At 70.5% G+C, this 13,022-nt stretch carries 13 protein-coding genes and 1 pseudogene; 9 read left to right on the forward strand and 5 right to left on the reverse strand.

Annotation, left to right across the window (positions count from 1 at the left end; all coding sequences use genetic code 11):
* The first annotated feature begins 8 nt into the window (after positions 1–8).
* From G3N18_RS10780 to glpK, 3 genes are all read left to right on the forward strand, one after another.
* Positions 9–1,727, forward strand: a complete 1,719-nt coding sequence (locus G3N18_RS10780; RefSeq protein WP_196384267.1) for a glycerol-3-phosphate dehydrogenase/oxidase — start codon at positions 9–11, stop codon at positions 1,725–1,727.
* 105 nt (positions 1,728–1,832) lie between these two features.
* Positions 1,833–2,597: an MIP/aquaporin family protein gene (locus G3N18_RS10785; protein WP_196384268.1), complete on the forward strand. Its 765-nt coding sequence runs from the start codon at positions 1,833–1,835 to the stop codon at positions 2,595–2,597.
* 107 nt (positions 2,598–2,704) lie between these two features.
* The gene (gene glpK / locus G3N18_RS10790; protein WP_196384269.1) at positions 2,705–4,219 is read left to right on the forward strand and encodes a glycerol kinase GlpK; all 1,515 of its coding nucleotides are present in this window, start codon (positions 2,705–2,707) and stop codon (positions 4,217–4,219) included.
* Between the two features lie 113 nt (positions 4,220–4,332).
* Here the strand turns inward: glpK and G3N18_RS10795 are convergent, their stop codons facing one another.
* From G3N18_RS10795 to G3N18_RS10805, 3 genes and pseudogenes are all read right to left on the reverse strand, one after another.
* Positions 4,333–4,491: a hypothetical protein gene (locus G3N18_RS10795; RefSeq protein WP_196384270.1), complete on the reverse strand. Its 159-nt coding sequence runs from the start codon at positions 4,489–4,491 to the stop codon at positions 4,333–4,335.
* Positions 4,492–4,511: 20 nt separating this feature from the next.
* Positions 4,512–4,712: pseudogene (locus tag G3N18_RS10800) on the reverse strand (aminoglycoside 3'-phosphotransferase); the annotation flags it as partial.
* A 109-nt stretch (positions 4,713–4,821) separates the two neighbouring features.
* Complete coding sequence (locus tag G3N18_RS10805) at positions 4,822–5,172, reverse strand: DUF488 domain-containing protein (RefSeq protein ID WP_196384271.1); 351 nt, start codon at positions 5,170–5,172, stop codon at positions 4,822–4,824.
* 126 nt (positions 5,173–5,298) lie between these two features.
* On the opposite strand from G3N18_RS10805, the gene G3N18_RS10810 reads away from it, so the two are divergent.
* From G3N18_RS10810 to G3N18_RS10820, 3 genes are all read left to right on the forward strand, one after another.
* Entirely contained in the window at positions 5,299–6,060 is a 762-nt protein-coding gene (locus G3N18_RS10810) for an SDR family NAD(P)-dependent oxidoreductase (protein ID WP_196384272.1), read from the forward strand.
* Positions 6,061–6,205: 145 nt separating this feature from the next.
* The gene (locus tag G3N18_RS10815; protein WP_196384273.1) at positions 6,206–6,979 is read left to right on the forward strand and encodes an enoyl-CoA hydratase/isomerase family protein; all 774 of its coding nucleotides are present in this window, start codon (positions 6,206–6,208) and stop codon (positions 6,977–6,979) included.
* 148 nt (positions 6,980–7,127) lie between these two features.
* Entirely contained in the window at positions 7,128–7,964 is an 837-nt protein-coding gene (locus tag G3N18_RS10820) for an SDR family oxidoreductase (protein WP_196384274.1), read from the forward strand.
* Between the two features lie 145 nt (positions 7,965–8,109).
* Here G3N18_RS10820 and G3N18_RS10825 read toward each other — a convergent pair whose 3' ends face one another.
* Together G3N18_RS10825 and G3N18_RS10830 are read right to left on the reverse strand one after the other, a co-directional pair.
* Positions 8,110–8,991 carry a Cof-type HAD-IIB family hydrolase gene (locus G3N18_RS10825; RefSeq protein WP_338038500.1) on the reverse strand — a complete coding sequence of 294 codons (882 nt, stop codon included), beginning with the start codon at positions 8,989–8,991 and terminating at the stop codon, positions 8,110–8,112.
* A gap of 45 nt (positions 8,992–9,036) precedes the next feature.
* Positions 9,037–9,588, reverse strand: a complete 552-nt coding sequence (locus tag G3N18_RS10830) for a CAT RNA binding domain-containing protein (RefSeq protein WP_196384275.1) — start codon at positions 9,586–9,588, stop codon at positions 9,037–9,039.
* 106 nt (positions 9,589–9,694) lie between these two features.
* Here G3N18_RS10830 and rlmN point away from each other — a divergent pair, with 106 nt between their 5' ends.
* From rlmN to fgd, 3 genes are all read left to right on the forward strand, one after another.
* Positions 9,695–10,951, forward strand: coding sequence for a dual-specificity RNA methyltransferase RlmN (rlmN, locus tag G3N18_RS10835; protein ID WP_196384276.1), 1,257 nt, complete (start codon positions 9,695–9,697; stop codon positions 10,949–10,951).
* 136 nt (positions 10,952–11,087) lie between these two features.
* Entirely contained in the window at positions 11,088–11,891 is an 804-nt protein-coding gene (cofE, locus tag G3N18_RS10840) for a coenzyme F420-0:L-glutamate ligase (protein WP_196384277.1), read from the forward strand.
* The gene (gene fgd / locus G3N18_RS10845) at positions 11,888–12,928 is read left to right on the forward strand and encodes a glucose-6-phosphate dehydrogenase (coenzyme-F420) (RefSeq protein WP_196384278.1); all 1,041 of its coding nucleotides are present in this window, start codon (positions 11,888–11,890) and stop codon (positions 12,926–12,928) included. The genes cofE and fgd overlap by 4 nt, the downstream gene beginning before the upstream one ends.
* Positions 12,929–13,022: the final 94 nt, after the last annotated feature.

Below are 13,022 nucleotides of genomic sequence, written 5' to 3' on the forward strand. Positions count from 1 at the left end.
GAAGAGACATGACGACGTCACAGGCGACGAACCGCTCGAACATCCAGGCCCTCAAAGACCGCCCGCAGGCAGATGTGCTCATCATCGGCGGCGGCATCAACGGCATCGCGACCTTCCGCGACCTCGCCCTGCAGGGCGTCGATGTCGCGCTCGTCGAGCGCGGCGACTACGTGTCGGGCGCCTCGTCGGCATCCAGCCACATGGTGCACGGCGGCGTGCGCTACCTCGAGAACGGCGAGTTCCGGCTCGTGCGCGAATCGGTCACGGAGCGCAACCGTCTGGTGCGCAACGCGCCGCACTTCGTGCGCCCGCTGCCGACCACCATCCCGATCCACAAGACGTTCTCCGGCATCCTCACCGCCCCTTTCCGTCTGCTCGTCTCGCACGGGCGCGGCAAGCCGCGCGAGCGCGGAGCGCTGCTCATCAAGATCGGCCTCATCATCTACGACACGTTCTCGCGCGACGGCGGCGCGGTGCCCCGGCACCGTTTCCACGGCCGCAAGAAGTCGCACGAGCTCTTCCCCGACCTCGACGGCCGGTTCGCCTACACCGCGACCTACTACGACGCGTCGATGCACGACCCCGAGCGCCTCGCCCTCGACGTGTTGCGCGACGGCCTGCGCGAAGAGTCGGCGCGCGCCACGAACTACGCACCGGTCGTTGGCTCCGACGGCTCGTCCGTCATCATCCGCGACGAGGTCACCGGCGAGCAGTTCCCGTTCACCGCGAAGGTGATCGTCAACACCAGCGGACCGTGGACCGACCTCACGAACGCCGCGCTCGGTCAGGCCACGCGCTTCATGGGCGGCACGAAGGGCTCGCACATCGTCCTCGAGAACGCCGAGCTGCTCGACGCGACGCGGGGCAACGAGATCTTCTTCGAGGCATCCGACGGGCGCATCGTGCTGATCTACCCGCTCAAGGGCCGCGTCATGGTCGGAACCACCGACATCGACGCCGACCCGTCGAAGCCGACCGTGTGCACTGACGACGAGATCGACTACTTCTTCGACCTCATCGCGCAGGTGTTCCCGCACATCTCGGTCTCGCGCGAGCAGATCGTCTACACGTTCTCCGGCATCCGCCCGCTGCCCCGTCACGACGACGTCGCCCCCGGGTTCGTTTCCCGTGACTACCGCATCGAGCGCGCTCGGCTCGACGGCGTGCCCGTGCTGAGCCTCGTGGGCGGCAAGTGGACGACGTTCCGGGCGCTGTCCGAGCACATCTCCACCGACGTGATGCAGCTCCTGGGCCGTCCCCGCACGGTCTCGACGACGGATCTCGCGATCGGCGGAGGCGCCGGCTACCCGCGCACCGACGCCGACCGGCGCCGGTGGGTCGAGGCGCACCGGGGTGCGCACGCGGCCGAGTTCGCCGATCGCATGCTCGAGCGTTACGGCACCTACGCGGCCGAGCTGCTGTCGAGCCTGCCCGTCACGCAGCACCCCCTCGCGCACGCCCCCGGCTACTCGCAAGAAGAGATCGCCCTGCTCGCCGCGCGCGAAGAGGTCGTCTCGCTCATCGACCTGCTGCTGCGACGCACCTCGATCGCCTTCGTCGGCGGCGTGACCGGCGAGACGCTCGTCGAGGTCGCGACGGCCGCGGCGCCCGCCCTCGGGTGGGATGCCTCGGAGATCGACGCCCAGGTCGCCACCGCCACCGAGGTGCTGCGCGACGCGCACCGGATCGACGTCAGCACGGCTTCGCTCGCACCGCAGCCCGCCTGACCCCACCCAGACCCCGGCGTGCCTGACGCCGGAAACCCATCCTCAGGCGAACATCCTCTGCGCGGCGGCGTCGCTCGCGCACCCTGCTGAAAGGTCAATGTCGACATGCAAGAAGTGAACCTCGGACTCTATTTCCTGTCCGAACTCGTGGGAACGGCGATGCTGCTTCTGCTCGGTGGCGGCGTTGTCGCCAACGTCATCCTCGCCAAGTCCAAGGGCCTCGGCGGCGGCACCCTGATGATCAACTGGGGCTGGGGCCTCGCGGTGTTCGCCGGTGTGCTCGTCTCGGCGTACTCGGGCGCGCAGCTGAACCCCGCCGTCTCGCTCGGCCTGCTCATCGCGGGCAAGATCAGCGGCGTGCAGTTCCTCGTCGCCGTCTCGGCGCAGCTGGTCGGTGCCTTCATCGGTGCCGTGCTCTGCTGGCTGGTCTACAAAGAGCACTTCGATGCTGAGCCCGACCCGGCCAACAAGCTCGGCGTCTTCTCGACCGGCCCCGCCATCCGCTCCTACGGCTGGAACCTCGTCACCGAGATCATCGCCACCTTCGTGCTCGTGTTCGTGATCTTCGCGTTCGCCGACTACGGCGACGTGCAGGTCGGCGTTCCCGGAGGCCTCGGCCCGCTCACGGCCGTGCCCGTCGCCCTGCTCGTGGTCGGCATCGGCGCCTCGCTCGGTGGCCCCACCGGTTACGCGATCAACCCCGCCCGTGACCTCGGCCCCCGCATCGCACACGCCGTGCTGCCCATCAAGGGCAAGGGTTCGAGCGACTGGTCGTACGCGTGGGTCCCGGTGGTCGGCCCGCTCATCGGTGGCGCGCTCGCGGCCTTCGCCGCGCCCGTCATGCTGCACCTCATCACGCTCGCCGGCTGACCGGCGACGGGGAACATCGCAACACCCGGGCATCCATCACGCCCGGCATCCGCAAGAACCGGCATCCGTAACAACCGGCATCCAACCCGAAAGACAAGGAAGTCACCATGGCCGACTACATCATCGCCCTCGACCAGGGCACCACGTCCAGCCGCGCGATCATCTTCGACAAGAAGGGATCGATCATCTCGGTGGGTCAGAAGGAGCACGAGCAGATCATGCCGCGCGCCGGCTGGGTCGAGCACGACCCGGTCGAGATCCGCGACAACATGCGCGAGGTGATCGGTATCGCGCTCGGTCGCGCGAACCTCACCCGCCACGACATCGCCGCGATCGGCATCACCAACCAGCGCGAGACCGCGGTGGTCTGGGACAAGAACACCGGCATCCCGGTGTACAACGCGATCGTCTGGCAAGACACCCGCACCCAGCCGATCGTCGACCGGCTCGCCGGCGACGAGGGCGTCGAGAAGTACAAGGACATCGTCGGGCTGCCCCTGGCGACGTACTTCTCGGGCACCAAGATCGCCTGGATCCTCGAGAACGTCGAGGGTGCGCGCGAGAAGGCGGAGGCGGGTGACCTCATCTTCGGCACGACCGACACGTGGGTGCTGTGGAACCTCACCGGCGGCCCCGAAGGCGGCGTGCACGCCACCGACGTCACCAACGCCTCGCGCACGCTCTTCATGGACCTGAAGACGCTCGAGTGGCGCGACGACATCCTCGCCGACTTCGGCGTGCCGCGCTCGATGATGCCCGAGATCCGCTCCTCGAGCGAGGTCTACGGCGAAGCGCGCGACACGTCGCTGCTGCGCGAAACGCCCGTCGCGGGCATCCTCGGCGACCAGCAGGCGGCCACGTTCGGTCAGGCGGCGTTCGACGCGGGTGAGAGCAAGAACACCTACGGCACCGGAAACTTCCTGATCTTCCAGACCGGCACCGAGATCGTCAAGAGCGAGAACGGACTGCTGACGACGGTGGGCTACAAGCTCGGCGACGAGCCCGCCCACTACGCGCTCGAGGGATCGATCGCGGTCACCGGGTCGCTCGTGCAGTGGCTGCGCGACCAGCTGGGCATCATCACGAGTGCGCCCGAGGTCGAGGCGCTCGCGACGACCGTCGAAGACAACGGCGGCGTGTACTTCGTGCCCGCGTTCTCGGGTCTGTTCGCCCCGTACTGGCGTCCCGACGCCCGCGGCGCGATCCTCGGCCTGACGCGCTACGCCAACCGGGGTCACCTCGCCCGCGCCGCCCTCGAGGCGACCGCCTTCCAGACGCGCGAGGTGCTCGATGCGGTCAACGCCGACTCGGGCGTCGACCTCACCGAGCTCAAGGTCGACGGCGGCATGATCGCCAACGACACGCTCATGCAGTTCCAGGCCGACATCCTCGGCGTGCCTGTCGTGCGCCCGGTGGTCGCCGAGACCACCGCCCTGGGGGCGGCGTACGCGGCGGGCCTCGCCGTCGGGTTCTGGAACGACCTCGATGAACTCCGCGCCAACTGGCAGGAGGACCGTCGTTGGACGCCCAACGACGACGTCGAGGAGCGGGAGCGTCAGCTGCGCCTCTGGAAGCAGGCCGTCCAGAAGTCGATGGACTGGGTCAACGAGGACGTGCGCTGACCTGACGCACACCGCGGACGCGCGGCATCCATCCGGGGGGAAGGATGCCGCGCGTTCGCGCGTTCAGGTGGCGGGCCGCCGCTCGCTCCGCCAGTCACCACCCGCTCCGCGAGTCACCACGCGTTTCGCGAGTCACCACGCGTTTCGCGAGTCACCACGCGTTTCGCGCGAAAGCGACGGTGATTCGAAGCACGAGTGGTGATTCGCGGGTGGATGCCACGCACTCGACCGAGCAGCGGATCGGCCTCGTCGAACATCAGCGGGTGGGTCATGGGGTCATCCTGCCGCGCCGTCACGTCGCGTTCCAGAGGTCTCGGTAGTACGCGAGACGCTCGCTGTCGGGGGCGATGCCGTACGCGTCGATGAGCGTGCGCTCCCACCCGGGCCCGCAGTTCCGCGTCGTGCTCATCGCGGCGACGGCGATGTCAGCCCAGCGGTCGGCGACGCCGAGCGCGCCGAGGTCGACGTGCGCGAGCACGCGGCCGTCGACATCCACGATCCGCGTCGGGAGGGACCAGTCGAAGGGGCAGTCGTCGACGGGGAGGGCCTCGTGCAGCGCGCGCGGACCCGGGCGGGAACGGCCAGATCCGCGGAGGGGGTGCTCACGCGGCGTCCGTGAGGAGGTGTTGCAGGATGACGGCCTGATTGTGCTGCTCGTCATGGGCGGCGTACAGGAGGGTTGTCGTCGTGTGGTCCGCGACGGTGCGACGCAGCTCGTCGAGCGCCGGCGCGCCGGCGAGCTCGGCGCGGTAGTGGTCGGCGAAATCGGGCCACGGCAGGCCCCCGTGATGGAACGCCGTCCGCAGCGCGTCGGACGGTGCGACGTCCTTCTCCCACAGGTCGATCGCGGCGCGCTCCTTCGACAGCCCGCGCGGCCAGAGCCGGTCGACGAGCACACGGAAGCCGTCGTCGGGTGCTGGCGGTTCGTACACGCGCTTGATCCTCACGTCCATGCGCTCCAGTCAACGCGGTATCGGACGGCGGCGCCACCGCCTCCATCCTGTGGGACTGGGTGTCTGTGCTTTTGGTACTCCGATCCCATCGCCTAGGCTGGACGAGGAGTTCGAAGGAGAGCACACATGGACATCAGCGGAGCATCCGCCCTCGTCACCGGTGGCGCGAGCGGACTCGGGTTCGCGACCGCCCGCCGTCTCGCCGACGCCGGAGCGCACGTCGTCATCGTCGACCTGCCCACATCTCCCGGAGCCGACCGCGCGGCCGAGATCGGGGGCACGTTCGCCCCCGCCGACGTGACCGACCCGGGCCAGGTCGCCGCCGCCGTCGCCACCGCGGGCGAGCACGGCCCCCTCCGCGTCGTCGTCAACTGCGCCGGCATCGCCCCGCCCGCGAAGGTGCTCGACCGCGAGGGGGCGCCCACCGACCTCGCCCACTTCGAGAAGATCGTCCGTGTCAACCTCATCGGCACGTACAACGTCATCTCCCAGGCATCCGCCGCCATCGCGAAGACCGAGCCGACCGACGGCGGCGACCGCGGCGTCATCGTCAACACCGCATCCGTCGCCGCGTTCGACGGCCAGATCGGGCAGCCGGCCTACTCGGCATCCAAGGGCGGGGTGCACGCCATGACGCTGCCGATCGCGCGCGAGCTCGCCCGCTACGGCATCCGCGTGTGCACGATCGCCCCCGGCATCATGGAGACCCCGATGCTCGCGGGCCTGCCCGAAGCGGCCCAGCAGAGCCTCGGCCAGCAGGTGCCCTACCCGCAGCGGCTCGGGCGGCCTGACGAATACGCCTCGCTCGTGCTCGAGATCGTCCGCAACGGCTACCTCAACGGCGAGACCATCCGCCTCGACGGCGCGATCCGCATGGCGCCGAAGTGAGCCCGGCCGGTCGGCCCGCCGCCGCGTACCGTCCTCAGTCTGCGCGACGCGCTGCAGGCAGGGCGGCAGCGCAATCCCGCGGGCGCGGCAGCGTGGCCGTTTCGACCGGACTGAATACAGTGCGCCCGACGAAGGAGACCCGCCCATGACCGACTCGATTCTGTACACCCGCGAGGGCGCGCTCGCGCGCGTCACCTTCAATCGGCCCGCCTCGCTCAACGCGATGGGGTTCGAGATGGGGCGCCGCTGGCGCGACCTCGCCCACGAGATCACGTCCGACGACACCGTCGGGGCGGTGCTGATGGATGCCGCGGGCCCGGCCTTCTGCGCGGGCGGCGACGTCATCGAGATGTCGACCTCAGGGGCCTCGGGCGCCGATGTGACGGAGATGGCGGGCATCATCCACGACGGCATCCGCACGTTCGTCGAAGCCGACAAGCCCGTCGTCGCCGCGGTGCAGGGCGCCGTTGCCGGGGGCGGCCTGGGCCTCATGCTCACGGCCGACTACATCGTCGCGGGGCCCCGCGCCAAGTTCGTCAGCCGGTACGCGAACATCGGTCTGAGCCCCGACCTCGGCGTCTCGACGCTGCTGCCCGCGGCGATCGGGCAGACCCGGGCGCTGCGCCTCCTACTGCAGGACGAGACGATCGATGCCGAGACCGCGCTCGACTGGGGGCTCGTGACCGAGCTCTCCGCCGACCCCGCCGCCCGCGCGGGCGAGGTCGCGTCGTTCTGGCTCGAGAACGCGACGGCGGCGTTCGGGCAGGCCAAGCGCCTCATCCGGGCGGGTGCGCGCCGCGCCTTCGCCGACAACCTCGCCGACGAGGCGCAGACGATCGGCGCGCGATTCGACACCCCCGACGCGGCCGCGCGCGTGGCCGCGTTCGCCCAGGCATCCCGCAAGAGCTCACAGACCTGACCGCCGCATGTCCCAGAAACGGTCGAGATCGGATGCCTGAAACGACCTTTTCTGGGACGACCGCCGCCCCGAATGGGACACGGACAACGCCCGCCCCGAGTGGGAAACGGACAACGCACGCCCCGAGTGGGACACGAAGGAGACAGACATGGCTGACGCAAGCCTCGCCGGCAAGACCATCCTGATGTCGGGCGGCAGCCGCGGCATCGGCCTCGCGATCGCGCTGCGCGCGGCCCGCGACGGCGCGAACATCGCGATGATCGCGAAGACCGACACCCCGCACCCGAAGCTCGAGGGCACGGTGCACACCGCCGCCGCCGCGATCGAAGCGGCGGGCGGGCACGCCCTGCCGATCGTCGGCGACGTGCGCAACGACGACGACATCACCGAGGCGGTGCTGACGACCCAGGGCGAGTTCGGCGGCATCGACATCGTCATCAACAACGCGTCGGTCATCGACCTGTCGAGTTCGCTCGACCTCGCCGCGAAGAAGTACGACCTCATGCAGGACGTCAACGTCCGCGGCACGTTCATGCTGTCGCGGGCCGCCGTGCCGATTCTGAAGGATGCCCCGAACCCGCACATCCTCTCGCTCTCGCCGCCGCTGAACATCACGCCGCGCTGGCTCGGCGCCCACACCGGGTACACCATGGCGAAGTACGGCATGACGCTGGCGACGCTCGGCTTCGCCGCCGAATTCGCCGACGACGGCATCGCCGCGAACACCCTCTGGCCCGAGACGACGATCGCGACCGCCGTGGTGCAGTTCGCGCTCGGCGGCGACCGCATGATGAAGGTCAGCCGCACGCCCGAGGTCTACGCCGACGCCGCGTACGAGGTGCTCACGAAGCCCGCACGCGAGTACACCGGCCAGACGCTCATCGTCGAGGACGTGCTGCGGGATGCCGGGGTCACCGACTTCTCCGGCTACGCCGCCGTGCCCGGCACCCCCGACTCTGAGCTGTTTCCGGACATCTTCCTCTGAGGCATCCCCCTCTTCCTCCACCTTTCTCGACCGCGAGCCGCTACGTTTCGGTCGAGCCGCTACGAAATGGCCTGCCGAAACGTAGCGGCTCGGCCAGAAGATAGCGGCTCGCGGGAAGAGGTGGGGAGAGAAGCGAGGGGCGGGGTCAGACCAGGCCGAGGCGCACGAGGGCGCCGTGCACGCCGTCGTCGAGCACGCCGGTTGTGACGAAGTCGGCCCGAGCCTGCAGTTCGGGGTCGGCGCCGCCCATCGCGACGGCGGTGCCGACGACCTCGAACATCTCGACGTCGTTCCAGCTGTCGCCGATGCCGACAGAATCCGCGGCATCCAGGCCGAGCGCGTCGAGCACCTCGACGATCGCCGATCCCTTGTTGACGCCCAGCTGCGCGATCTCGCCGTTCGAGCCGCCCGGCATGGGGATCGACCCGGGGATCACGTGGAACGCGTCGCCGAGGTCTGCCTGCGCGCGCGCGAGCGTGTCGGAGTCGGCGCTGATGAACGTCGCCTTGACGACCTGGTCGAGGTCGACCTCGCCGAGCGGCCGGTAGCTGATCGCCGGCAGCGGCGCATCGTCGTCGTCGAGGCCGAGGGCCCGCAGGTCTTCGGCGTGCCGGTCGCGGCGCTGGCGGAAGAACTCGTCGGCCGCGGCGCCGATGCCCGGCGAGGCGTAGACCGCGTCGTCGGTCTGCAGAAAGTAGTGGATGCCACGGTCTTCGAAATAACCGAGCATGCGGTCGGTCAGTGCGCGCGGCATGAGGTGCGCGGCGATCGGCCGTTCCGTGCCGTCGTCGTCGATCCGCACGGCGAACGCCCCGCCGTTGCTGATGACGCCGTCGAAGCCGATCTCGCGGACGGCGGGGTGGATGTCACCGGCCGACCGCCCCGTGCACAGGTACACGGTGTGCCCCGCTCGCCGCGCCGAGCGGATCGCCGTGACGGTCGAGGGGGCGATGACCGAGCCGTGCTCGAGGATCGTGCCGTCGACGTCGATGAACACGATGCGCGGTGTGGTGTCGATTTCGCTCACCTGACCATCCTCTCTCACCCGCTCGTGCCCGTCCTCGCCCCGCCGTCACCCGCGAGGGGTCGCGACACGCGGCGCGGCGCATCCCGGATGCCGCGTGTCGCGACCCCTCGCCAGCGCGCGCGGGCGGGCGCGCGGCGAGGCGGCGATCGAGGCGGTCATCTCCGTTGCCGCGGCGTATTCGGCGGGGTAGAGCACGCGCAGTTCGGGCATGGAGGTTGCGGGAATGCGCACACCCTTCTCGAGCCGCTCGAGCACGAACTGCAGGTGGTCGAGCACGGCGAGGGCGAACCCGCGCCCGAGTGCGCGACCGAGAGAGCGCTCGGCGGCGTCGGTGGCGCGGGTGACCGACTCGATCACCGGGTAGGGGATGTCGTCGAGCATGCGCAGTTCGCGCTCGCCGGCCTCGCCCTCGTCGAGGATGAACGTCTTCTCGACCTTGGCCGGATCGACCGCGTCGGCGGGCTTCAGCTGAAATCCGATGCCGCGGCCCGTGAGCACCCGCTCGCGCCCCGACTCGTCGATCGAGACGACGACGTTGTTGATCACCTTGTGCACCGACACCCGCTTCACAGAGGTGGAGCGCGGCTCATCGGGCATGGAGGAAGTCTACGGGCGGTCGCGGCGGTGCTGGCGGGTCTGGCTCGGAGTGCTCGTGCGCCGTGAATCCGGCGGTCGTCCAGCCGGTAGCCCGTACCCTGGAGTCATGACTGAATCCACCCCCGTCCGCTCGACGACACCGCGCGAGACGCCGCGTCAGGTGCGCCCGCGGACGGAGGGCTGGACCCAGAAGGTGGATGCCGAGGGCAAACCCCTCCTGCAGTTCGCCGCGCCGAAGAAGGGCATGCCGCCCGCGCACCTCGCCGACATGACCCCCGAGCAGCGCGTCGAGAAGGTCAAAGCCCTCGGTCTGCCGGGCTTTCGCGCCGGGCAGCTCGAGAAGCACTACTTTCAGCACTACACGTCGGATGCCGCGCAGATGACCGACCTCCCGGCATCCGGTCGCGACGACCTCGTGCACGAAATGCTGCCGAACCTGCTCACCGAGGTGCGCCGACTCGAGACCGACCGCGGCGACACGATCAAGTTCCTCTGGAAACTGCACGACGGCGCCCTCGTCGAGTCGGTGCTCATGCGCTACCCGGGCCGCATCACGCTGTGCGTGTCGTCGCAGGCGGGGTGCGGCATGAACTGCCCGTTCTGCGCGACCGGCCAGGCGGGGCTGACCCGAAACATGTCGGCGGCCGAGATCGTCGAGCAGGTCGTGCGCGCCAACCGGCTGATCGCCGACGGCGGGCTCGGCGACCCCCGCCGGGTCGGGCACGCCGACGAGCGCGTCACGAACATCGTGTTCATGGGCATGGGGGAGCCGCTCGCCAACTACAACCGGGTCATGCAGGCCGTCCGCACGATGGTCGACAAGAAGCACGGTCTCGGCATGAGCGCTCGCGGCATCACGGTCTCGACGGTGGGGCTCGTGCCCGCGATCAACAAGCTCGCCGCCGAAGACATCCCGGTGACCTTCGCGCTGTCGCTGCACGCGCCCGACGACCGCCTGCGCGACGAGATGATCCCCATCAACTCGCGCTGGAAGGTCGATGAGGCTCTCGACGCGGCGCGCGGATACTTCGAGAAGACCGGCCGCCGCGTCTCGATCGAATACGCCCTGATCAAGGACATGAACGACCACGCGTGGCGGGCGGACCTGCTGGCATCCAAGCTCAACGACCGCGGTCGCGGTTGGGTGCACGTGAACCCCATTCCCTTGAACCCGACGCCCGGATCGGTGTGGACGGCATCCGAGCCCGACGTGCAGAACGAGTTCGTGCGGCGGCTGAACGAGGCCGGCATCCCCACGACCCTGCGCGACACCCGCGGCAAAGAGATCGACGGCGCGTGCGGCCAGCTGGTCGCGACCGAAGAAGACCGCGACGTCGCCGCAACCGTCCCCGTCCTCGACTAGCGCGCTCCCTCCCCTCCCTCCCTTGTGCGCGAGGGGTCGCGACACGCGGTGCCCGGCGCGCGCGATGCCGCGTGTCGCGACCCCTCGCGAAGAGGGGGAGAGGTGCGGCGCGGCGCAGATGTGGAAGAGTTCGAACATGCTCTCGATCTGGGCCCCCGGCGGCATTCCCGAGGTGACCGAAGGCGACGATCTCGCCGCGCTCGTGCTCGCTACGTGCGAGCGTGCGGGCACACCTCTCGAGGCGGGCGACGTCGTCGTCGTGACCTCGAAAGTGGTCTCGAAGGCCGAGGGACGCGTGCGTCCCGAGGAGCTGCGTGACGCCGCGTTCGCCGAAGAGACGGTGCGCACCGTGGCGACTCGCGAGCGCGCGGGCGGCGGCGCGACCCGCATCGTCGAGAGCCGGCTCGGCATCGTGGGGGCCTCGGCCGGCATCGACGCGTCGAACGCCGCGCCCGGCACCGTGCTGCTGCTGCCGATCGATCCGGATGCCTCGGCGCGCGCACTCGCCGAGGCGCTCGGCGCGGCGACCGGCGGGCCCATCGGCGTGATCCTGAGCGACACCCTCGGCCGGGCCTGGCGCGACGGGCAGACCGACGTCGCGATCGGAGCCGCAGGCATCCGCGTGTTCGACGAGCTCGCCGGCCAGGTCGACGCCGCGGGACGGCCGCTGCGCGTCACCCGGCCGTGCCTCGCCGACGAGCTGGCCGCCGCGGCTGACCTCGTCAAGGGCAAGACGCGCCGGCTGCCCGTGGCGATCGTGCGCGGGGCGGCCGAGATGGTCGGCAGCCTCGACCTGCCCGGCGCCCGCTCGATCGCCCGCGCAGCCGAAGACGACCTGTTCCGCCTCGGCACCGACGAGGCCTATGCGCAGGGGTACGCCGACGGCTACGACGAGGGCACCGCCGAGGCATCCGGCCCCGACGTCGAGGACGACGAATGACCGTGCGGCTCGGGTACAAGGCGTCGGCCGAGCAGTTCGCGCCGCGCGCGCTGGTCGAGTTCGCCGTCGCCGCCGAAGACCACGGCTTCGACTTCGTCGCCACGAGCGACCACTTTCTGCCGTGGCGGCCCGCCACCGCCGACGGACTCGGCGGGCACGCGCCGTTCGCGTTCGCGTGGGCGGCGGCGGTCGGCGAGCGCACCCATCGGGTCGAGATCGGCACGAGCGTCACGACGCCGACCTTTCGCTACAACCCCGCCGTCGTCGCCCAGGCGGTCGCGACGCTCGCCTGCCTGCACCCCGGCCGCGTCTGGCTCGGGGTCGGCACGGGCGAAGCACTCAACGAGATCGCCGCCGGCGGCGTCGGCGACTGGCCCCCGTTCGCCGAGCGCTTCGCCCGGCTGCGCGAAGCGCTCACCCTGATCCGCGCGCTGTGGACGGGCGAGCGGGTCACCTTCGCGGGGGAGTACTACCGGGCGACGGATGCCACGATCGCCGACCTGCCCGAGACGCCCGTGCCGATCCTGGTCGCCGCGGGCGGTCCTAAGGTTGCCCGCTTCGCCGGGAGCGACGGCGACGGACTGATCTGCACCTCGGGCAAGGGGCGCGGGCTCTACGCCGACGACCTGCTGCCGGCCTTCGCCGCCGGGGCGGCCGAGCGAGCGGGCGAAGGCGCGGGCGCCGACACCGCAGCCCCCGCCCCGCGGCGGATGCTCGAGCTGAAGCTCTCGTACGACGAAGACCTCGCGCGGGCGCGGGAAGACACCCGGTTCTGGGCGCCGCTGTCGCTCAGCGCCGAGCAGAAGTCGACGCTGACGAGTCCCGACGACTTCGCCGCAGCCGCCGACGCGCTGCCCCTCGACACGGTCGTGCAGCGGTGGATCGTCGGCGATGACCCCGACGCCGTGGTCGCCGAGATCGCGGACTACGTGCGTCTCGGGTTCACCGACCTGCTCATCCACGCTCCCGGCGCCGACCAGTTGCGCGCGCAGCGGCTGTTCGCCCGCGACCTCGCCCCCCGGCTGCGGGCACTGTGACCCGCGTCTTCTGTCGGGCGCGAGCTGCGGCCTCCGCCGCGCAGACCGGACGCGCCGTGCATCCCACCCGCACCGCTCGCGCCGCCCGCCTCGC

The sequence above is a fragment of the Microbacterium paulum genome, assembly GCF_015707995.1.
Lineage (GTDB): Bacteria > Actinomycetota > Actinomycetes > Actinomycetales > Microbacteriaceae > Microbacterium > Microbacterium paulum.